At 65.1% G+C, this 18,671-nt stretch carries 19 protein-coding genes; 6 read left to right on the top strand and 13 right to left on the bottom strand.

Translation table 11 applies throughout. From position 1 onward, the window contains the following. Positions 1–2: 2 nt before the first annotated feature. Positions 3–1,049, bottom strand: a complete 1,047-nt coding sequence (gene hemH / locus GRX03_RS05770) for a ferrochelatase (RefSeq protein WP_159763266.1) — start codon at positions 1,047–1,049, stop codon at positions 3–5. A gap of 148 nt (positions 1,050–1,197) precedes the next feature. Here hemH and GRX03_RS05765 point away from each other — a divergent pair, with 148 nt between their 5' ends. Next, the gene (locus GRX03_RS05765) at positions 1,198–2,148 is read left to right on the top strand and encodes an AAA family ATPase (RefSeq protein ID WP_159763265.1); all 951 of its coding nucleotides are present in this window, start codon (positions 1,198–1,200) and stop codon (positions 2,146–2,148) included. On the opposite strand, the gene GRX03_RS05760 is transcribed toward GRX03_RS05765, so the two are convergent. The 4 genes from GRX03_RS05760 to GRX03_RS05745 all read right to left on the bottom strand — a co-directional run bounded on the left by GRX03_RS05760 (position 2,149) and on the right by GRX03_RS05745 (position 6,627). Next, positions 2,149–2,661: a DUF7519 family protein gene (locus tag GRX03_RS05760; RefSeq protein WP_159763264.1), complete on the bottom strand. Its 513-nt coding sequence runs from the start codon at positions 2,659–2,661 to the stop codon at positions 2,149–2,151. Beyond that, positions 2,658–4,544, bottom strand: coding sequence for a DUF58 domain-containing protein (locus GRX03_RS05755; RefSeq protein WP_159763263.1), 1,887 nt, complete (start codon positions 4,542–4,544; stop codon positions 2,658–2,660). The genes GRX03_RS05760 and GRX03_RS05755 overlap by 4 nt, the downstream gene beginning before the upstream one ends. Then, positions 4,537–5,427, bottom strand: coding sequence for a DUF4129 domain-containing protein (locus tag GRX03_RS05750; RefSeq protein WP_159763262.1), 891 nt, complete (start codon positions 5,425–5,427; stop codon positions 4,537–4,539). Before GRX03_RS05750 ends, GRX03_RS05755 begins: the two co-directional genes overlap by 8 nt. 69 nt (positions 5,428–5,496) lie before the next feature. Beyond that, on the bottom strand, positions 5,497–6,627 hold the full coding sequence (locus tag GRX03_RS05745) for an ABC transporter substrate-binding protein (protein ID WP_159763261.1): 1,131 nt from the start codon (positions 6,625–6,627) through the stop codon (positions 5,497–5,499). Between the two features lie 160 nt (positions 6,628–6,787). Here GRX03_RS05745 and GRX03_RS05740 point away from each other — a divergent pair, with 160 nt between their 5' ends. Both GRX03_RS05740 and GRX03_RS05735 read left to right on the top strand, forming a co-directional pair. Beyond that, positions 6,788–8,653, top strand: coding sequence for a helicase HerA domain-containing protein (locus GRX03_RS05740; protein WP_159763260.1), 1,866 nt, complete (start codon positions 6,788–6,790; stop codon positions 8,651–8,653). An 81-nt stretch (positions 8,654–8,734) separates the two neighbouring features. Further along, positions 8,735–10,567: an acyl-CoA dehydrogenase family protein gene (locus tag GRX03_RS05735; RefSeq protein WP_159763259.1), complete on the top strand. Its 1,833-nt coding sequence runs from the start codon at positions 8,735–8,737 to the stop codon at positions 10,565–10,567. A 360-nt stretch (positions 10,568–10,927) separates the two neighbouring features. Here the strand turns inward: GRX03_RS05735 and GRX03_RS05730 are convergent, their stop codons facing one another. Then, entirely contained in the window at positions 10,928–11,866 is a 939-nt protein-coding gene (locus tag GRX03_RS05730) for an alpha/beta hydrolase (protein ID WP_159763258.1), read from the bottom strand. 133 nt (positions 11,867–11,999) lie between these two features. Between GRX03_RS05730 and GRX03_RS05725 the strand changes: the two genes are divergently transcribed. Beyond that, on the top strand, positions 12,000–12,518 hold the full coding sequence (locus tag GRX03_RS05725) for a hypothetical protein (protein ID WP_159763257.1): 519 nt from the start codon (positions 12,000–12,002) through the stop codon (positions 12,516–12,518). 1 nt (position 12,519) lies between these two features. Here GRX03_RS05725 and GRX03_RS05720 read toward each other — a convergent pair whose 3' ends face one another. Then, positions 12,520–13,515 (bottom strand): glutathione S-transferase family protein, encoded by a 996-nt coding sequence (locus GRX03_RS05720; protein ID WP_159763256.1) that lies wholly within the window; start codon positions 13,513–13,515, stop codon positions 12,520–12,522. Between the two features lie 161 nt (positions 13,516–13,676). Here GRX03_RS05720 and GRX03_RS05715 point away from each other — a divergent pair, with 161 nt between their 5' ends. Then, positions 13,677–14,207 carry a 50S ribosomal protein L16 gene (locus GRX03_RS05715; protein ID WP_159763255.1) on the top strand — a complete coding sequence of 177 codons (531 nt, stop codon included), beginning with the start codon at positions 13,677–13,679 and terminating at the stop codon, positions 14,205–14,207. A 51-nt stretch (positions 14,208–14,258) separates the two neighbouring features. Here GRX03_RS05715 and GRX03_RS05710 read toward each other — a convergent pair whose 3' ends face one another. Genes GRX03_RS05710 through GRX03_RS05685 form a run of 6 tightly spaced genes read right to left on the bottom strand, consistent with a single transcriptional unit; the run spans position 14,259 to position 16,966 of the window. After that, positions 14,259–15,011, bottom strand: a complete 753-nt coding sequence (locus GRX03_RS05710) for a proteasome assembly chaperone family protein (protein ID WP_159763254.1) — start codon at positions 15,009–15,011, stop codon at positions 14,259–14,261. 4 nt (positions 15,012–15,015) lie between these two features. Continuing rightward, positions 15,016–15,198 carry an RNA-protein complex protein Nop10 gene (locus tag GRX03_RS05705; protein WP_159763253.1) on the bottom strand — a complete coding sequence of 61 codons (183 nt, stop codon included), beginning with the start codon at positions 15,196–15,198 and terminating at the stop codon, positions 15,016–15,018. 24 nt (positions 15,199–15,222) lie between these two features. After that, positions 15,223–16,023 (bottom strand): translation initiation factor IF-2 subunit alpha, encoded by an 801-nt coding sequence (locus tag GRX03_RS05700; RefSeq protein ID WP_159763252.1) that lies wholly within the window; start codon positions 16,021–16,023, stop codon positions 15,223–15,225. Next, the gene (locus tag GRX03_RS05695; protein WP_159763251.1) at positions 16,020–16,193 is read right to left on the bottom strand and encodes a 30S ribosomal protein S27e; all 174 of its coding nucleotides are present in this window, start codon (positions 16,191–16,193) and stop codon (positions 16,020–16,022) included. Before GRX03_RS05695 ends, GRX03_RS05700 begins: the two co-directional genes overlap by 4 nt. 2 nt (positions 16,194–16,195) lie before the next feature. After that, positions 16,196–16,477 (bottom strand): 50S ribosomal protein L44e, encoded by a 282-nt coding sequence (locus GRX03_RS05690; RefSeq protein WP_159763250.1) that lies wholly within the window; start codon positions 16,475–16,477, stop codon positions 16,196–16,198. A 60-nt stretch (positions 16,478–16,537) separates the two neighbouring features. Further along, a complete protein-coding gene (locus GRX03_RS05685; protein WP_159763249.1) occupies positions 16,538–16,966 on the bottom strand; it encodes a universal stress protein in 429 nt (142 codons plus the stop codon). A gap of 153 nt (positions 16,967–17,119) precedes the next feature. Between GRX03_RS05685 and GRX03_RS05680 the strand changes: the two genes are divergently transcribed. Continuing rightward, on the top strand, positions 17,120–18,652 hold the full coding sequence (locus tag GRX03_RS05680) for a TrkH family potassium uptake protein (RefSeq protein WP_368278077.1): 1,533 nt from the start codon (positions 17,120–17,122) through the stop codon (positions 18,650–18,652). Positions 18,653–18,671: the final 19 nt, after the last annotated feature.

Here is an 18,671-nt window from a genome sequence, read left to right as displayed (position 1 = left end):
GCTCATTCTCTCGGGGCGTTCAGACACATCGTCCCCGGTTCGTCGCGGCACTGGCACTGTCGGAACTGGTAGTAGGAGGCGTCGAAGTCCGTGATGAACGGCTCGACGAGGTCCGCGAAGACCTCTGCGATCCGCTCGTCGTCGTGCGGAATCGGAACGCGGTAGAACTCCAGTCCCTCCTCTTCGGCCTCCTCTTTGAGTTCCACGTCGAGCTCCGACAGCGTCTCGCTCTGCTCGTGGAGGAAACTCACCGGCTCGACGACGACCCGCTCGGCGTCGATCTCCTCGATCAGATCCTCGACCTCCGGCTCCGTCCACGGGATGTCGCGGTTGGAGTGGTTCTGGAAGCCGAGGTGATACTCGTCGACGCCGAGCAGTGAGGTCGTCACGTCACAGAACTCGTCGACGTAGACGTCGTAGCGGCTCCCCTCGTCGAGGTAGTGTTTCGGCGTGCCGTGGGCCGAGAAGACGAGCGCGGTGTCCTCGTCGTTCAGATCGAGGCCGTGCTCGTCGGTGAACTCGGCGATGTTCTCCGCACGGACCCGGTTGTAGGTCGGGTGTTTGTGCCAGCCGGTGATCGCGTCCTGCTCGACGTCCCAGCCGAGATCCTCGACCGCCTCGTCGAGTTCGTCCAGCGAGATGACGTTCGTCGACGGGCCACAGAGGGGGTAGATCGGCAGTCCGATCAGGTGGTCCACGCCGTCCTCCATCGCCCGCTCGGCGGCGTCCTCGATGAACGGTTCGGTGTACTGCGTCCCGAAGTACGTCCGGACGTCGTAGCCGCGGTCGCGGAGCACCTCCTCGGTGAGCTCGACCTGTGCCTTCGCCTGCGGGTTGAGTGGGGAGCCACCGATCTCCTCGTACTCCTCCATCAGCCCCGGGAGGCGTCGCTTGGCGAGGGTGCGGGCGCGTTCGCGGGCGGCCTCCTCCGAGTCGGCGTCCTCCAGGTCGGCGTTCGCGAAGAAGATTCGTTCGAGATAATCGAGAACACGCTCACGGTCCGGTTCGGACGGTTCGCCGAAGTTCAGCATCGCAACGCCGGTACTCATATTGTGCATTTCGACCTGGCAAATGTATGTCTGTCGTTTGCCGGCAGCGTCTCCGGGCGTGAAACCGGACACCAACAGTGAAGTGTCGACCAACCGAAGCCCGCGACAGACGGAACGGTCCCCGCGACGGCTGTTCCCGGAGACACGCATGAGTACGGACGATCCAGCCCAGGAGTGCAACGCAGTGATCGACTCGGTCAGTGCGGCGGTCGTCAGCGACCGCCGATTCCTCGAGACGGTGCTGATGGCGATGCTCGCCCGCGGCCACGTTCTCCTCGAAGACGTTCCGGGGACGGGCAAGACACTGACTGCACGGAGCATGGCGACGGCGCTCGGACTCTCCTTCTCCCGCGTCCAGTTCACGCCGGATCTTCTCCCCGCGGACGTGACCGGCACATACGTCTTCGACGAGGACAGCGCCGACTTCGAGTTCCGGGACGGTCCGATCTTCGCGAACGTCGTCCTCGCCGACGAGATCAACCGCGCCCCGCCGAAGACCCAGTCGGCGCTGCTCGAAGCCATGGAGGAGCGGCAGGTGACCGTCGACGGCGAAACACACGAGCTCCCGGAGCCGTTTTTCGTCATCGCCACCCAGAACCCCGTCGAGCAGGAGGGTACCTTCGCGCTCCCGGAGGCGCAGGTCGACCGGTTCATGGTGAAGACGAGTCTGGGCTATCCCGAGTACGACGGCGAACTCGACCTGCTCAAACGCCGTGACGGCCGAACCACTCGCAGCCCGACCGTCGAGACGGTCCTCTCACGCGACGGCGTACTGGGGCTTCAGTCCCGCCCCGAGGAGATTCGCGTCGACGAGGACCTGATGCGGTACATCCTCGATATCACCCGGGCGACCCGCTCGGACCACCGCGTCTCGATTGGCGTCTCCCCGCGGGGCTCACAGCGGCTGTTCGAGGCCGCCCGTGCCCGGGCAATGCTGGAGGGCCGGGAGTTCGTCACGCCGGACATGATCAAACGAATCGCCGAACCGGTGCTCGCCCACCGGCTGGTCCTGACCGCAGAAGCGCAGGTCGACAGCGTCGACAAGCGCTCGATCATCGCGGAGCTTCTCGACGAGGTACCGGTGCCGACCGTCGAGTAATCAGCCGGTCGGCGTCTGCCGCCGTAGTGCGACGAACAAGATAATGACGGCAAGAAGCATCGCGACGACCGCCGACAGCGGGCGTCCGCCGGTTCCGAGCACGTAGACGAGGTAGCTTACGCCTCCGGTCGCGACCCCGACGAACGAACTGGTTCCGAGACGGACGAGTTCGAGTCGGCGGGTGTCGGCCTCTCGCCCGAGCTGTGCGCCGATATCGATACCCGTAGCCGCGAAGTCGTACGCGAGCACGGCCGCGACGATGGCCAACAGCGTGGCCAGGACCGGCGCGTCCCTGGCTCCGGCCACGACGGCCCCGACAAACAGCGCGAGCGGCCCCAGCGTCACCAGCGGCCGGGAGTTGACACCGAGGCCGGCGGCGAGCGCGAGTACGCCGAGCCCGGCGAAAGCGGTGCCGAGCCCGCCGTATGGTCCGACGGCCCCGACACAGACCAGGGCGGCCGCAAGCGCCGCGACGCTGCACAGCCGCGTCGGACGCCGGGTGGTCGGTCTCATGATTGTCGCCCCCGGAAGAGCGCTTCGAGCGGCGTCTCGGGCTGCCAGTCCATGACCGGAATCGACGCACGGCGAAGTGCCGTCAGCGTGAGCCTCCGCCGGAGCGTGAACAGTTTCTGTGCGGCTGTCCGCGATCCGGTTGGGTCCGGACTGATAACGGTCACCGGGAACCCCCGGGCGTCGAGATCGCGGATGATCCTGACCGTTCCGGGATCGCACAGCGGCGAGAACACGAGCAGCTGGGTCCCGGGATCGAGCTGCTGGCGGAGCTGTCTGAGCCAGTCCGACGTTCGACCCGACTCCGGCGGCGACGGGGACAGCGCCGGCGACGAGCCGAACAGTTTTCGGGCGCGCTCGCGGTGTGCGTTCCCCGTGCCGGGAGCCAGCCAGCAATCCGCCTCTCCCATCGCCGCGATGCCGACGAGGTTCCCGTCGTCCAGGAGCCGCTCGAAGACCTGCGCCGCCCCGGCGACTGACCGCTCGACCGCGTTCGGCGCGTCGGGAGACGGGCCGACGTACGCCGTCTCGCGAACGTCGATCAACACCACGACCGAGGCCGCTCGCTGCTGCTGGAAGTCGACCGTCGCGAGTTCGCCGGTCCGCGCCCGGTAGTTCCAGTCGATCCGGCTCAGCGGGTCGCCGGGCTGATACTCCCGGATCGTCTGGAAGGTGATCCCCGATCCCCCCGTCTCGGTCTCGATCTGACCGGGCAGCCCGGTCACCGAGTTTCTCACGGGGACCGAGCGTTGAATCGGGCGCGTCGACGGCGAACACTCGATGGTCGTCTCGTCGCGCAGGTACACCTCCCGCTCGACCGATCCGGGGAGGTTTCTGACCAGTACCAGCGCCGGACCGAACTCGTGGTGGCCTCGGGTCGCGGTCACCGTGTAGGAGAGTGTCTCGGACTCCCCGGGCCGGAGCACTGTCCCCCGCCGAGGAGAGCCCTCGCTCACCGCCAGGGACTCGGGCACGCCGTCGATCAGCCGCACGTCGGCGAGCAGTTCGGGGCCGTCGTTGGTAATCCGCACCGTCACCTCGACCTCCTCGCCCGGTTCCGGATCCGCGTCCTCGACCGTCCGCTCGATTGTGAGTCCGGGGTCGTCGAGCGAGTGCGCCCGTGCGTAGGCGACGTAGCCGATACCGACCACCGACCCGAGGAGCACGGCCGGCGAGCGGGTGAGGACGCCGACCCCGAGACAGACCAGCGCGACGATGCCGACGCCGAGCCAGTGGCGGGTCAGCCGTCGCCGCCCGAGGGTCAATGCTCCGGTGGCCTCCCGCGGACTGGGATCGACCGTCGTCTCCTCGAAGTCGCCGGGAAACTCGGCGGTGGTCGTCTCCTCGGCTCTGATACCCGCGACGCCGAGCAGGGCGTCGACGGTCCGTTCGTGCTGATCGTAGCTCTCGCGGCCGAGCAGGCTCCGGATCCGGTCCCGGACGGGTCGCCCGGAGTCGACACCGGCGACGAACTCGGCGGCGACCGGGTCGTCCGTCCACGTCCCCTCGCGGACGGCGGCTTCCGCCTCGCTTTCCGTGTACTCGCCGTACTGTGTGAGCGTGGCGACGACGGCACCTCTGAGTCCGATACGCGCGTCCGAGCGGCGCGAGGTCGTGACGCCGGGGAACGTGTTGAGCACGTCCCTGAGTCGTTCGCCGGGGACGGTCGTCGGACGAGTCAGTTCGACGTCCGGCGTTTCGGTCCGGGTCACCGCCTGGTCTCGGCGGGACTGCACCACGACCAGCCCGTAGAGAAGCGCGGCGACCGCCACCAGTCCCGCGGTGATATTTCCGAACGGGAGACCGAGGACGCCGGGGGCGAACAGTTCGGCCAGCGCAACCACGAACAGCACCAGCCCACCGAGGTAGTAGTAGCGCCTACTCATCGGTGTATCTCCGTTCGATCCGTCGCAGCGTCTCGATAGCCTCCTGCTCCCGGTCGGCGGTCGCCGAGTAGCCGCCGTACCGCACCGCCTCGAACAGCGACGTGAGCGCTGACACGTCGTCGTCGGCCATCCCCCTGCTGGCGGCCGCCTCGGCGAACTCCCGCGGTGTCGTCGACTCGTCGTTGGGAACGTCGAGTTGGGCGGTCATCTCGCTGTAGGCCTCGTACACCTGATTTTCGAGGCTCTCGTCGGCGTCCTGTCGTTCGATCCGGTCCGCAACGCGGCCGGCGATCCGCCCCATCTCCGTCGCGTCGCCGCGCTCCTCGGTCGCATCGCCCTCGTCCTCGTCGGGGGTCAGCGGCGACCGCTCGCTCCCGGTGAGCAGATACACCGCGAGCACTGCCAGCCCGGCACCGACGAGGATCACCGTGAGCACCCGGAACGACTGCAACTCGCTTTCCTCACCGCCGCCCTCGCCGGTCAGCCCCGACAGTCCGCCGAACAGGCCACCGGAACCGCTGGGTGCAGAGAGCATACTGATCGCCTGGGTGAACAGCCAGATGACGACGGCCGCGGCGACGATGATCCCGAGCAACGCGACGGCGCGTTTGCGGTATAGCAGCGCGTACACCAACGCCCCGAGCGCACCCAGCACGAGCAGTACGGCGAGGACTCGTTCGAGTATGGACAGCGAGTCTCCACCGCTGGGGTTCTCGATGTCGAGGTCGACGGGGCCTGCATCGCTCTGGACTCCGCCCCCGCCGCCTCCGCCGCTTCCCTCGGCGTTCGACTCGACGGCAGAGGTGAGCGTCGCGGCCGAAAGGCCGACCGCGAGCACGGCAACGACGGTAATCAGGAGGGCACTCCGCGTCCGGGAATCCATCGTTTGCCGTTGGTTCCTCGGAGAACTTAGGTATTGTTCAGCGTTTCTGCCTGCGGGACGGCCGCCCCGTTACTCGAACTCGCCGGCGACGATGTCGGCGACACGCCGGCGGTCGAACAACTCCTCGTCGACGCCGTACACCTGGCTGGCGGCGCGTTCGGTGAGGACGAGGTTCGTGATCGGTCCCTGATACAGCGAGCCGCCGCGGTAGACATCACCGTTCTCGACGGCGGTCAGTCGGCTCGCAACGTCGTGGTTGCGCATGAACGAGAGGACAGTCTCCTCGAACTCGGTGGCCGTCTTCGCCTCGTTCCCGCGCAGCAGCAACACGTCGGGGTCGATTTCGAGCAGGGTCTCGTAATCGATCCGGCCGCGGTTGTTGTGGAAGTCCTTGACGTCGGTCGTCGCGAACGCGTCCTCGACGCCGAGGTCCCGCCACTGCTTGAAACTCGTCCCCTCGTCGATGAGATACGGGGAGAACTTCGTCGGTTCGTTGAGTGGCTGGGGCCACATGATCGCAACGGAGGGCCGTTCGTCCTCTGGGGGGAGGACGGATTCGAGATTGCTCTGGAACTGCTCGTGCAGGCTCTCGAAGGCCTCGTAGCGTTCCGTCTCCTGGAACAACTTTGCGAGGTGCTCGAAGGCCTCGTACAGCGAGAGATACTCGTAGTCGTGCCACTCGTATCCGCGGGAGAAGATGCTGTTGCCGAAGAAGGGCGTTCCGGCGGATTCGATCTGTTCGATGTCGCTGTCGTCCAGACTTTTCGAGCGGCCGACCAGGAAGTTCGGGTCCATGACGAACACGTCGACGTCCTCGCCGAGCGAGAGGAACTGCTCGACGCTCAGTTCGCTCGTCCACAGCGAGTCGATGTCGCTTCCGTCGACGCTCACGCCGGGGATGTCGTCGTAGTACTGGGTGTGGTACCGTCGAGCCAGATACACCGCTTCCGGTGGCTCTTGGCCGAGCGCGACTCCCATGTCGGCCCAACTGCCGTTGTTGGCCGCCCACGTTTCCGGAGGCTCCTCGAAACTCACCTCGCCGACGGGCGGCATCGACACCGTCATATCTCCCTCGGACTGCCGGCCACCGTCGTCTTCGACCGTACAGCCCGCCAGCGCGGCGCCGGCCGCGAGTGTGCCGCCGTATTTCAGTACTGTTCGACGCGTCTTTGTCGTCTGTCCGTCCGCGTTAGATACCATGTTTTTAGGCTAGCCTAAAACATATATAACCGTTTCTATTCTTAGGTTAGCCTAAATCTCCTCATAACCGTTTTCATTTCCGGGTTCCGTCGGCGGTCGCCCCGAGCGTCCGCCGTCCGTCTGACGGAGAGTTATGGCCGGTGATCTCTCTACTTGGGGTATGAGCGAGACGGAGCGGATCACAGTCGCCGAGCGCAGCAGCGGATTCGGCAACACCGGCGAGGCCGGGACGGAGGTCTCTCTGCCTGTCGTCGAGCTGTTGACCGGGCGCGGGTTCGTCACCGGCAAATCCGGGAGCGGCAAATCGAACTCCGCCAGTGTCATCGCGGAGAAACTGCTGGACAACGGCTTCGGGCTGCTGATCGTCGACATCGACGGGGAGTATTACGGCCTCAAAGAGGAGTACGAGATTCTGCACGCGGGCGCAGACGAGGAGTGTGATATCCAGATCAGCGCCGATCACGCCGAGAAACTCGCCTCGCTCGCCTTAGAGCAGAACGTGCCGATCATTCTCGACGTCTCCAGTTATCTCGACGAGTCCGAGGCCGAGGAGGTGCTGACCGCGGTCGCTCGCAGCCTCTTCGCGAAAGCGAAAAAGCAGAAACAGCCCTTCCTGCTGCTGGTCGAGGAGGTCCACGAGTACATTCCCGAGAACGGCTCCGTCGGCGAGTGTGGCCGCATGCTCATCAAAATCGGCAAGCGCGGCCGGAAACACGGTCTCGGAATCTGCGGCATCAGCCAGCGGCCCGCAGACGTGAAGAAAGATTTCATCACGCAGTGCGACTGGCTGCTCTGGCACCGCCTGACCTGGAACAACGATACGAAAGTCGTCGGGCGGATTCTGGACGGCGATTACGCCGACGCTGTCGAAGACCTCGACGACGGCGAGGGCTTTCTGATGACCGACTGGGCGGAATCCATCCAGCGGGTCCAGTTCTTCCGTAAACAGACGTTTGACGCCGGAGCGACGCCGGGACTGGACGACTTCGAGCGCCCGGACCTGAAAAGTGTCAGCGACGACCTCGTCTCGGAACTGCAGGACATCTCCGAGGAGAAACAGCAGCGCGAGAACCGAATCGAGGAACTCCGCGAGGAACTGGACCGGAAGAACTCCCGTATCGCAGAACTCGAACGCGAACTCCAGGACGCCCGTGATCTCAGCCGCATGGCCGAGCAGTTCGTCAACTCGCTGGTCGAGGAGGTCAACGGCGCACAACCCGGTCGGACCGAGCACGAACGCGGCAGAGCGAAGACGACCGCACCTGATCTCGACAGCGGCCCCGATCTCAAATCCCCGGCTACGCCGTCTCGGGAGACGGACACGGAGGACTCCGAAGCCGACGAGAGGACAGACGACCCTGTCGAGGAGGGCTCGTTCCACGGGGACGAGACCGAGGAGTCAGCCGATGCGGAGGACACAGACGAGCCGAGTCCGACCGTCGACGACGAGAGCGGAGCGGCCGAGGAGACTGAGATCGCGTGGGCGGCCGACGCCGAGTTCGCATCGACCGACGGCGGTGCGGTCGCACAGTCCAACGGTGCGGCCAGCGAGTTCAGCGCCGACGCGGTGCTCGAAGCGCTCAACTCCGTCACCGAGATGCAGTCGGGTACCGAGGCCGGCGGACAGATCCGCGAGGAGACGGAGTTTCTCGACGCGGCGGGCGAACGCTCGAAAACGGCGACGGAGACCGAGGACGCCGAACTGGTCGTTCGGGAGTTGAAAGCCGAGATCACGGGACTCCGGACGAAGACACGGAAGATGCTCGAATTCTACCGGGATGCCGGGCCGGAGACGCCGCTGAACGCACACTTCTCGGCCGGCGGGGACGGCAGCCGAACGGACGCCTACGCCCACAACCGTCGGCTCCGTACCAAGGGGCTGATCGAACACGCCGGACGCGGCCGGTACGATTACCGCGTGCCGGCGCTGCTCGCCGAGCGGTTCGAGGAGCGTGACCTCGCTGTCGACGAAGCCACCTTCGAGGAGTACGTCTCCGAAATCGAGGAGTCGGCGCTGTCCGAGTAGTTCCCGACGATCCGCGTCGACGCCGAGTCGACGGAGTGATGCGCGGTAACACTTATTTCTCGCCTGCGTGATGGACGTGGTATGGGGGACGGTCGAGATTACAGCCAGTTCCAGGAGGGTCGCCACTTGAACTACTGGGCGGTCGACGAGACCGCACAGCGGGAGATCGAACGCGTCTACGACGCCGAGGACTTCGCGTACGCCGAACCGAAACTGGCGGAGTTGGGTGCGATCATCGGCAACACCGTCGCTGACAACGCCGATTACATCGACACGCACGGGCCGGAACTGCACACCTACGACAAACACGGCAACGTCCAGAACTTCGTCCGGTATCCGGCCGAGCAGTTCGAGAACGAACGGCTGGTCTACGAGACGGGGCTCATCGCGGACTGTTTCCGGGCTCCGCCGGAGCGGGAGGAGCCACTGCCGCTGACGCATTTCCTCTCGATGTTCTACCTGCTCACCTACGCCGAGGGCAGCGGCTTTGGCTGTCCAGTTGCGATGACCGCGGGGGCGGCACACGTCCTCGAACTGTTCGACGACGGGAGTCTCTCGGCGTACTACGAGGCGCTGACCAGCCGCGAGCACGACGAGATGATCGAGGGGGCGATGTTTCTCACCGAGGAGCAGGGCGGCAGCGACGTGGGCGCGAACGAGACGACCGCGGAGTACGACGAGGCGGCCGACTGCTGGCGACTCACCGGCGAGAAGTGGTTCTGCTCGAACATCGACGCCGAGGGGACGCTCGCACTCGCCCGCACGCCGGACGCTCCGGACGGCACCGAGGGGCTCTCGATGTTTCTCGTTCCCCACGGCGACCCCGACGACGGCGTGTTGACCAAGGGCAGGCGACGGGCCTTCGACGGCCCGCCCCCAGTCGACGCGGTCAACGACCAACTGTACCGGCGGCTGAAGGACAAACTCGGAACGACGGCGGTTCCGACCGGCGAAGTCGAGTTCGAGGACACGAAGGCGTATCTGGTCGGAGAGGAACAGAACGGCTTCAAGCAGATGACGGAGATGCTGAACCTCGAACGCCTCTCGAACGCCACCGGCGCCTGCGGCATCATGGGCCGGGCCCTGCTGGAGAGCAAGATCCACGCCGCGACCCGCGAGGCCTTCGGGGACACTATCGACCAGTACCCGCTGATGCGCGCCGACCTGGTGGATATGGCCGTCGATCACGAGGCCGCAACCGCCTTCACGTTCGAGGCCGCCCGGCTGTTTGCCGAGCGCGAACAGGCCGTCCGGGAGGGCGAGGACGCCGAGGAGACTTACCGGCTGATGCGGCTGCTGATTCCGATTGCGAAGCTTCGCACGGCGCGGATGGCCATCGACACGACATCATACGCCATGGAGATTCAGGGCGGCAACGGCTACGTCGAGGAGTTCGTCACGAACCGCCTGCTCCGGGACGCCCAGGTGCTTCCCATCTGGGAGGGGACCGAGAACATCCTCGCGCTGGACGTGTTGCGGGCACTCGAACGCGAGGACGCCCACGAACCGTTCATGGCGGCTATGCAGGACCGTCTCGACGGGATCGATCACCCCGCGCTCGACGCTCACGCCGAACTCGTCGAGGAGGAGTACCAGCAGTTGACGATGGCTCTGGGCGACCTCGCGACGGCCGACGGCGAGTACGCACAACTCACGGCCAAGCGGCTGTCGAACTACATCTTCGACGTGTTCACGGCCGCGTTACTGCTCGAACAGGCCCAAAAGCAGTTGGCCGACGGCGAGGGCCGACTCGCGCTGGTCGCGCGGCGGTTTATCGACCGCGAACTGGCCGACCAACAGGGACGTGGCATCACCAGCGGTGATCGGTTCCCGCTGGAACACTTCGACGCTGTCGTCCGGTTCGCGTCGGTAGCCCCGGACGAACTGCTCGAACAGGCCCGAGCAGACGACTGACTACCGCGGGACGTAGGGGTTGAGCCGCGCTAACGCCCGCTCGAACGCCCTGCTCTGCCGCGACTCAGGCCTGTCTCTCGCTACCGGAGCCGTCGTCCGAAACTGACACGCTCCGCAGTCGGGACATCCCTCAGTGAACGTCTCACACGCTCGTCCACAGTCCAGACACTCGTAGCACCGTCCCCCCTCTGCGGGACTGCTGTCGGGTTCGGTACGTCCCGCCTGTCGGTCAGTATCCCCCGTCGAACGGTATCGGCCTGGCTGTGCGTTCATTTCCTCCAGCCGGATTATACTCTGTAGCTGTTTTAGTAAACGCCGCCTACATTCGGTCCCCGGCCGGAGAGTCACGGACCCCCGGCGCTACTCGAAGGCCGACCGGAGGCGTTCGCCCATCCGGTCGATCGCTTCGGCACCGTCGTCGAGGTGTTCGTAGAGGCTGACGAAGGCGTGGATCTGTGACTCGTAGTGCATGTGTTCGACGTCGACCCCGTCCTCTGCGAGTCGGTCGGCGTAGGCGATGCCCTCGTCGCGGATCGGATCGAACCCGGCGGTGATGACCGTCGCCTCCGGCAGTCCGGAGAGGTCCCGCGCCCGCAACGGGAACGCGTACTGGTTGCCGTGGTCGGCGTCGTCGACGTACTGGTCGAGATACCACTCGACGCTGTCCAGTTCCAGCAGATACCCCGACTCGTTTTCGTCGTAGGAGTCGAACCACTGCACCAGCGGAGAGTTCGTCGCCGGATAGATCAGCAGTTGGTGGTCGAGGTCGGGTCCGTCTCTGTCCCGGGTCGCGAGCGTCACCGCGGCGGTCAGGTTGCCCCCGGCGCTGTCGCCGCCGACGGCGATCCGATCCGGATCGCCGCCCAGTTCGGCGGCGTATTCGGCGGCCCACTCCGTCGCGGCGTAACAGTCCTCGAATCCCGCCGGGAACGGATGTTCCGGCGCACGCCGGTAATCGACCGAGACGACGATCGCCTCGCTGCGGTTCGCCAGCCGCCGACAGAGTCCGTCGTACCCGTCCAGCGAGCCCCGGACCCAGCCGCCGCCGTGGAAGAAGACCAGCACCGGAAACGGACCGGAGCCCTCCGGCGCGTAGATCCGGAGCGGAATCGGACCGTCCGGGCCCTGAATCTCCGTGTCCATTACCTCGCCGACCGCCTCCGGGTCGGTCACCTCGAACAGGTCGTCCAACATCTCCCGGCCCTCGGGGACCGACAGCGTGTACGTCGGCGGCGTGATTCCCTCACCCAGCGTCTCGAGGAGCGCTTCTGTCTGTGGATTGAGCTGTCGATCGCTCATGTCTCCGGCCACGCAGCGACCCGTAATAATTCGGTCGCCGATCAGGGTCGGGACTGCTCGGCGGTTCCCGCCGTACTCCCGCATCTATCATGATTAATTATTTTGTTATCCAGGCCATACTACACGTCACAACATGGCAATCAGCGATCACTACGGGCGGGACATCGACAGCGACTCGGAGTTCGATGTCCCGGTGGCGTGGCGAGGCGGCGCGCTCGCGGGATTTCTCGCGACGCTCGCGACGATGCTGGTGATTCTGCCCGTCGAGCCGGAGCTGTTCGGCCAGACGATTGCGGGGATGTACGGACTGGAGGGCTCGCTCGTCGCGGGGGTGTTCGCACACGTGGTCCACGGCACGCTGTTCGGACTCGTCTTCGCGGGCGTGCTCTCGGATCCCGGCATCGTCGGTATCACGAACTGGCTGTGGAAGAGTATCCTCGCAGGGATCATCTTCGGCCTGCTGCTCGCCGTGATGGCGACGGGGTTCGTGTTGCCGGCGTGGGCGCAGTTCGTCGGACTGGTCGATCCGCCGACGATGCCGTACGTGACGGGGACGCTGTTGAGCTGGCACGTCCTCTACGGGGCGGTACTCGGGACGGTGTTTCCCTTCCTCGAGAACCCAGAATCGAGTCTGCGCGCGGTGATCGAGTGAGTCAGGCCGGAAGGAGCGATTCCGGGGGGCCGCCGGGGAGTTCGTCCCGGTCGTGGTCGGCCTCGAAATCGAGGTCCGGCCCGGCGGCGATGATCCGCGTCGGCGTCACGTCGGGGTGGGTGGTGTAGTAGTGCTCCTTGATGTGGTCCATGTTGACCGTCTCGGCGACGCCGTCGGTCTGGTACAGGTCACGGAGGTACGGCCAGAGGTTGTCGTACTGCTGGATCTGTTTTTTGTTGCACATGAAGTGAGTGTGATAGACCTGGTCGAACCGGACCAGCGTCGTGAACATGCAGATGTCCGCCTCGGTGAGGCGGTCGCCGGCGAGATAGCGCTGGTCGGCCAGCACATCGTCCCAGTGGTCTAGGGCGTCGAACAGTTCCTCGACGGCCTCGTCGTAGGCCGCCTGTGACTTGGCGAAGCCGGTGCGGTAGACGCCGTTGTTGATCGGCTCGTAGATCTCGTCGATGATCCGGTCGACCTCCTCCTGGTAGCCCTCGGGGTAGAGGTCCACGTCGCGGCTCGCAACGTCGTCGAACTCGGTGTCGAGCATCCGCAGAATCTCCTCGGACTCGTTGTTGACGATCGTCTCCCCCTGTTTGTCCCACAGCACCGGGACGGTCACCCGGCCGGTCATGTCCGGGTCGGCCGCCTGGTAGACCTCCCGCAGGTAGTCGCTGCCGTTGACGGTGTCCGGCGTACAGCCCTCCTTCTCGGGGGTGAACTGCCAGCCGCCCTCGTCGCGGAACGGGTCGACGTAATCGACGGTGATAGCGTCTTCCAGCCCCTTCAGTTTCCGGATCAACAGCGTCCGATGGGCCCACGGACAGGCGTAGCAGACGTAGAGGTGATACCGTCCGGCTTCCGGCTGGAAGCGCGCGTCGGGGTCGTCGCGGATCCAGTCTCGGAACGCCGTCTCCTGGCGCTCGAACTCCCCGTCCTCGTTCGTTGTCTCGTAGGCGTCGGTTCGCCACTCGCCGTCGACGAGCATGTTCATATCTACGTGTTAGGGCTCTCCCTACATAAGGTGGGTAGTACGTGTGCTGTCACCGTCATGTTCGTTTCTGGGGACATTTGCCCGCCACAACCGCCGTCGGGGACGGGCCGACTCCGAAGGCTTTATCCTCGCTGTTGGCCACGTTCGGTTAAGAGCAAATTATGTCTGAGAAGCCAGCCTCGATGTACCGGGACATCGACAAGCCCGCGTACACGCGACGGGAGTACATCACGGGTATTCCCGGCTCGAAGATCGCACAGCACCAGATGGGCGACAAGCAGACAGAGCCCGAGGACTACCCGGTCCAGATCTCGCTGGTGGTCGAAGAGACCGTCCAGATCCGACACGGCTCTCTCGAAGCCTCCCGTCTGTCGGCGAACCGATACCTCATCCAGGAACTCGGCGAGAACAACTACAAGATGGTGCTCCGGAAGTTCCCCCACCAGGTGCTCCGAGAGAACAAGCAGGCGACCGGTGCGGGTGCGGACCGTGTCTCCGACGGGATGCGACAGGCCTTCGGAAAGATCGTCGGCACCGCCGCGCGGATCCAGGCCGGCGAGCGACTCTTCACGGCCTACTGTGACGTCGATCAGGCCGAGGCCGTGAAAGAAGCCTACCGCCGCGCGTACAACAAGATCACGCCGCCCTGCCGGATCAAAGTCGAGCGCGGCCAGGAAGAACTCGTCGCGTAACGACCCGGCGTCTTCTCCGTTCTCCTCGTCGAGCAGTCACCGCGACGCCGGTCAACCGATGTACCGCAGGTCCTCGTCCGACGGCGTCGGCGTTCCCTGCTCCATCTCCTGAATCTTCCGGACGACTTCCTCCATCTCGTCGGCCCGATCCTCTAGCGAACTGAAATCGACCTCGAAGCCGGCAATCTCCTGTAGCACTTCCAGCACCGCCTGTGCGCTTTTCGGATCGACCAGATAGCCGCTCGTTTCGCCCATCAGACAGGCCGCCGGGAGGTCCCGGCGCTCGCCCAGGCCGAGCAGGAGTCCGCTGACGCCGACGATCCCGCCCGCGGGTTCGTCGCCGCGGAACTCGACGCCGACGCCTTCGAGTTCCTCGCGCTGGTCGTCGTCGTTGATCGCGCCGATGACGTCGTACTCCTCGATGAGTTCGCCGGTCGGGACACCGCCCAGCGCGAACAGCCTGCTCGCGCCGAACTCCTCCGCGACGTCCAGCACCGCGTCGGTCAGACCGTAGTGGCCGACGGTGTCCTGTGCCTGGTGGTCGCCGGTCAGTACGAGCAGATCCACGTTGTCGACGGAGACGGCGTGAATCTCCGCGCTCGCGAGTTGGGTCCGGCCCTCCTCGACGCTGACCTGTGGCGGCAGGTGTGTCGAGTAGATCCGCCGGACTAACTCACCGTCGAGTTCCTCGACGAGATGCTCCGCTGCGAGCTTTCCGACGTGACCGACACCCGGTAACCCCTCGACGAACACTGGATCTGCTAGGTCTGGCTCCCCGACTGCTTCGACCTCGAATTCGTCCATACACTCATTCCCGGTTGCGCCGCTTAAGAGCGCGTCGATACTCCCCATATGGATCCTCCGGCGAGAACGGCGCAGGGGCGCTGTTGACGGCCTCCGCACCGCAGTCGGGGCACTCCTCGCCGAGCGTGTACACCGGCCGCTCGTGGGCCGACTCCCAGGCAGAACAGACGCGAATATCCGATTTCATGTCCGATGCGTTCGCTGAATCCGATTACTCGTCGTCGGAGCGTCGTTCGCGGTGGAACTCGCCCGTGCCGCCGTGCTCGGCGATCCGCGCGCTCGCGCGCTCGGCGCTGGCCTCTAGCTGATCCTCGGCGGTCTTGTAATCGGGCGCTTGCACCTCGATGCGGTACTCCGGCGCGCCGACGTAGGTGACCTTCAGATCGACCTCCTCGGGAATCTCACCGTTGCCCTCGGCGGCCTGGAGCGCCTCCTGGACGGCGTCGACGCCGTTGCCGGCGGGACAGGTGAGATCGACGTAGCCACTGACGGTGACGTACGGGACGGAGACGTTCTCGCGTGCGGTCTCGACGATGGCGTCGATCTGGTCGTCGTCCAGATCCACGTCTTCGAGCGCCTCGCGGCCGTGGATCGCGGCCTGCTCGAAGCCGTCGTACAGCGAGGCGAACTCCGCGAGGAGGCTGTTCGCGACCGCCGAGTACTCCTCGTCTGAGATCTCCTCGCCGAAAGCGATCTCCATCCAGTTGTCCGCTTTCTGCTCGTTTTTCCACTCCTGGATCTTCTCCTTGCGCTGGTGGTCGTTGACGTCTTTGATCGAGAGATCGATCTGCTGGGCGCTCTCGTCGACATCCAACACCTTCGCGACGACGCGCTGGTCGGTGTTGACGTGATCGCGGACGTTTTTGATCCAGCCGGAGGCGACCTCGCTGATGTGACAGAGGCCGCGTTTGTCCTCGTATTCGAGCAGATCGACGAACACGCCGAAGTCCTCGATCTCGTCGACGCGACCGACGACGAGTTCGCCGGATTCGGGCCAGCCGCTGTATTTCATCGGGCCTCGACGGTCTCGACGACCTCGCCTTCGAGTATCGCCTCACCGCCGGTCGGTTCGGCGAGCGTGTGCCCGCAGACCGCACACGCGACGGTGCTCGCGGCTTTCCCGAAGACGATCTGTTCGTTGTCACAGTCCGGACACGCGACTTTGTGGAAGCTTCCTGGCATTGTTACTCCTGGAACGTGAGTCGGCCGGCGCGCCATCCCTCACGCTGGTGAGCTTTGCCGCACTCACTGCAGCGGTAGCTCAGTTGAGTCTTCTTCGTCGGCTTGTCGCCACCGGGCACCTTCGAGAACTTGCCGTCGTTCCCGATGCCGGACTGGCGCTCGCGCTGGCGGTCGTTGACCTTCTTCATCCCCGACGAGCGACCGGAGCGGACCTTCTCGACCTCGTGTTCGTGGTGTTCGTTACAGTGCGGACAGTACGTGTTCATCCGTCGTGGCATCTCCATAGATATCGACCTTGCGGACGATTTGATACGAGCGCTTAAAATCCCCACGTTTCGGCCCGGTCACTCCGCCGACTCGACACGCGGCAGCGCGATCACCGGGCGGTCGGACTCGGTGACGAGTTTCAGCGACGGGTCGCCGGAGAGAAACTGCACGAGACGGCTTCCGCCGCGGGACTGGTAGGCGATTGCGCTCGCGTCCACCTGTTCGGCCGCCTCGAAGATGGCGTCGACGACATCGCGGCTGTAGGCGGTGTGTTCGACCGCGTCGGGAAAGACCGTTCGCACGGCGGCGTAGACCTCTTCTGCCAGTTCTTCTGACTGTTCGACGGGCGTCTTGTCGGGGACGCCCCCGCCTTTCTCGACGACGTGCAGGGCGGTTACCCTCTCGGGGTCGTACGGTTCGAGCGCGCTCGCCGTTCGGATCGCGTCTTCCTCGTTCGCGAGCGGGAGGAGCACGTGTTCGAGCAGGTCGCGGGTCTGGTCGGCCATGGTTGACGATGGCTCGCTGTCGCCGTAAATGTATTCCGCTCAGCGAGGGATCGGGTCGCGGACGCCGCGAGTGAGTAAAAATAAGTACAGCGGCAAATCCGTATCTGGTGTGCAGCGACTTTCGCTCCGAGTCGGGGACCGAGGTGATCGCCGGTGGTAACCTACGTCGACTGGCGTCAGAGCGTCGCACTGACGGGCACAGTCATCAAGTGGCTCGCCGTCGCGATGGTCGTGCCACTGATTACGAGTCTCGTCTACGGCGAGGATACGCTGGTCTTTCTCGCTTCGATGGCTGTCGCCGTCGCCGTCGGCACCGCACTCGAACAACTCGACAGCGACGACGACATCAAGCCGCCGGAGGCGCTGTTGCTCGTCGCGCTCGCGTGGCTGGGGGCTGCGATCGTCGGTGCGGTTCCGTACCTCATCGCCGGCACGGGGACGATTGCACACCCGGTCAACGCCCTTTTCGAGTCGATGAGTGGGTTCACGACGACCGGCGCGACGGTGCTTGGCGAAATCTCGACCGACCAGCACTCACACGCGATCATGATCTGGCGACAGCTCACCCAGTGGCTCGGCGGCATGGGGATTATCGTCCTGATGATCGCCATCCTCCCGGAAATTGCGGTCAACGGCGCGGAATTGATGCAACAGGAGGCCCCGGGCCCGGAGCTACAGAAACTCACCCCCCGAATCGCCCAGACCGCCCGCGTCCTCTGGCTGTTCTATCTCGGCTTCACGGTCCTCTTCGCGGTGTTGATGACCGTCCTGCACTACGCTGGTCTCGCCCCGAACATGGATCTGTACAACGCTATCGCCCACGGATTTTCGACGCTGCCGACGGGCGGATTCTCGCCGGAGAGTCAGAGCATCGCGGCCTTCTCGCCGGTCGTTCAGTGGGCTGTTATCCCGTTCATGGTCGTCGCGGGAACGAACTTCGCGCTGTTCTGGTATCTGCGCAACGGCCAGTTCGGTCTCGTGACGAACGACCCCGAGTTCCGGACGTATCTCGGTGCACTGGTGACGATCACGGTCGTTCTCGCCGGACTGCTCTATGCCGGCTCCGCACCGGCGCTGGGCGACCTCGGCGGAGTGACTGCCGGCGACCTCGAAAACGCGGCGCGACAGGCGGCGTTCCAGATCGGATCGCTGATGAACTCGACCGGATACGCGACGAGTAATTTCGCTCGGTGGGACACCGGCGCGCAGGTGTTGCTGCTCTTTGCGATGTTCATCGGCGGCTCCGCGGGGTCGACCGGCGGTGGGATCAAGGTCGTCCGCTGGCTGATCGTCGCCAAGGCCGCGAAACGCCAGTTGGACACGGCCGCCCACCCCGACACCGTCCAGCCGATCCGTCTCGGGGAGTTCATCGTGGACGAGGAGGCGATCAGAGGGGTGTTGGCCTTCACGCTCCTGTACTTCGTTTTAGTCGCCGTCGGAATGGTCGTCTTCGCCGTCGACGCGGGACGGACGGCGGATCTCTCGCTCGCGCCTATCGACGCCCTGAGCGCGAGTCTCGCGACGGTCGGTAACATCGGTCCCGGGTTCGGACCGGTCGGCCCGTTCGGGAGCTATCTGGCCTTCCCGAACACGTCGAAACTGCTGATGATCTTCTTCATGTGGATCGGCCGGCTGGAGATCATCCCCGTGCTGGCGCTCTTTACCGGAGCGTTCTGGCGACGGTAGGCCGAGAGTCGTACACTTT

Origin of the sequence: Halovenus carboxidivorans (assembly GCF_009831575.1) — an archaeon.
GTDB classification, from domain to species: domain Archaea; phylum Halobacteriota; class Halobacteria; order Halobacteriales; family Haloarculaceae; genus Halovenus; species Halovenus carboxidivorans.
This window is presented reverse-complemented; position numbering and strand designations above follow the sequence as displayed.

Bases quoted from the DNA above. Each gene is read 5' to 3' on its own strand.
- GRX03_RS05745 (WP_159763261.1), bottom strand. From the start codon at position 6,627: ATGGTATCTAACGCGGACGGACAGACGACAAAGACGCGTCGAACAGTA.
- GRX03_RS05690 (WP_159763250.1), bottom strand. From the start codon at position 16,477: ATGGAGATGCCACGACGGATGAACACGTACTGTCCGCACTGTAACGAA.
- GRX03_RS05765 (WP_159763265.1), top strand. From the start codon at position 1,198: ATGAGTACGGACGATCCAGCCCAGGAGTGCAACGCAGTGATCGACTCG.
- GRX03_RS05730 (WP_159763258.1), bottom strand. From the start codon at position 11,866: ATGAGCGATCGACAGCTCAATCCACAGACAGAAGCGCTCCTCGAGACG.
- GRX03_RS05700 (WP_159763252.1), bottom strand. From the start codon at position 16,023: ATGAAATACAGCGGCTGGCCCGAATCCGGCGAACTCGTCGTCGGTCGC.
- GRX03_RS05710 (WP_159763254.1), bottom strand. From the start codon at position 15,011: ATGGACGAATTCGAGGTCGAAGCAGTCGGGGAGCCAGACCTAGCAGAT.
- GRX03_RS05755 (WP_159763263.1), bottom strand. From the start codon at position 4,544: ATGAGTAGGCGCTACTACTACCTCGGTGGGCTGGTGCTGTTCGTGGTT.
- GRX03_RS05735 (WP_159763259.1), top strand. From the start codon at position 8,735: ATGGGGGACGGTCGAGATTACAGCCAGTTCCAGGAGGGTCGCCACTTG.
- hemH (WP_159763266.1), bottom strand. From the start codon at position 1,049: ATGAGTACCGGCGTTGCGATGCTGAACTTCGGCGAACCGTCCGAACCG.
- GRX03_RS05725 (WP_159763257.1), top strand. From the start codon at position 12,000: ATGGCAATCAGCGATCACTACGGGCGGGACATCGACAGCGACTCGGAG.
- GRX03_RS05750 (WP_159763262.1), bottom strand. From the start codon at position 5,427: ATGGATTCCCGGACGCGGAGTGCCCTCCTGATTACCGTCGTTGCCGTG.
- GRX03_RS05685 (WP_159763249.1), bottom strand. From the start codon at position 16,966: ATGGCCGACCAGACCCGCGACCTGCTCGAACACGTGCTCCTCCCGCTC.
- GRX03_RS05695 (WP_159763251.1), bottom strand. From the start codon at position 16,193: ATGCCAGGAAGCTTCCACAAAGTCGCGTGTCCGGACTGTGACAACGAA.
- GRX03_RS05740 (WP_159763260.1), top strand. From the start codon at position 6,788: ATGAGCGAGACGGAGCGGATCACAGTCGCCGAGCGCAGCAGCGGATTC.
- GRX03_RS05715 (WP_159763255.1), top strand. From the start codon at position 13,677: ATGTCTGAGAAGCCAGCCTCGATGTACCGGGACATCGACAAGCCCGCG.
- GRX03_RS05760 (WP_159763264.1), bottom strand. From the start codon at position 2,661: ATGAGACCGACCACCCGGCGTCCGACGCGGCTGTGCAGCGTCGCGGCG.
- GRX03_RS05705 (WP_159763253.1), bottom strand. From the start codon at position 15,198: ATGAAATCGGATATTCGCGTCTGTTCTGCCTGGGAGTCGGCCCACGAG.
- GRX03_RS05720 (WP_159763256.1), bottom strand. From the start codon at position 13,515: ATGAACATGCTCGTCGACGGCGAGTGGCGAACCGACGCCTACGAGACA.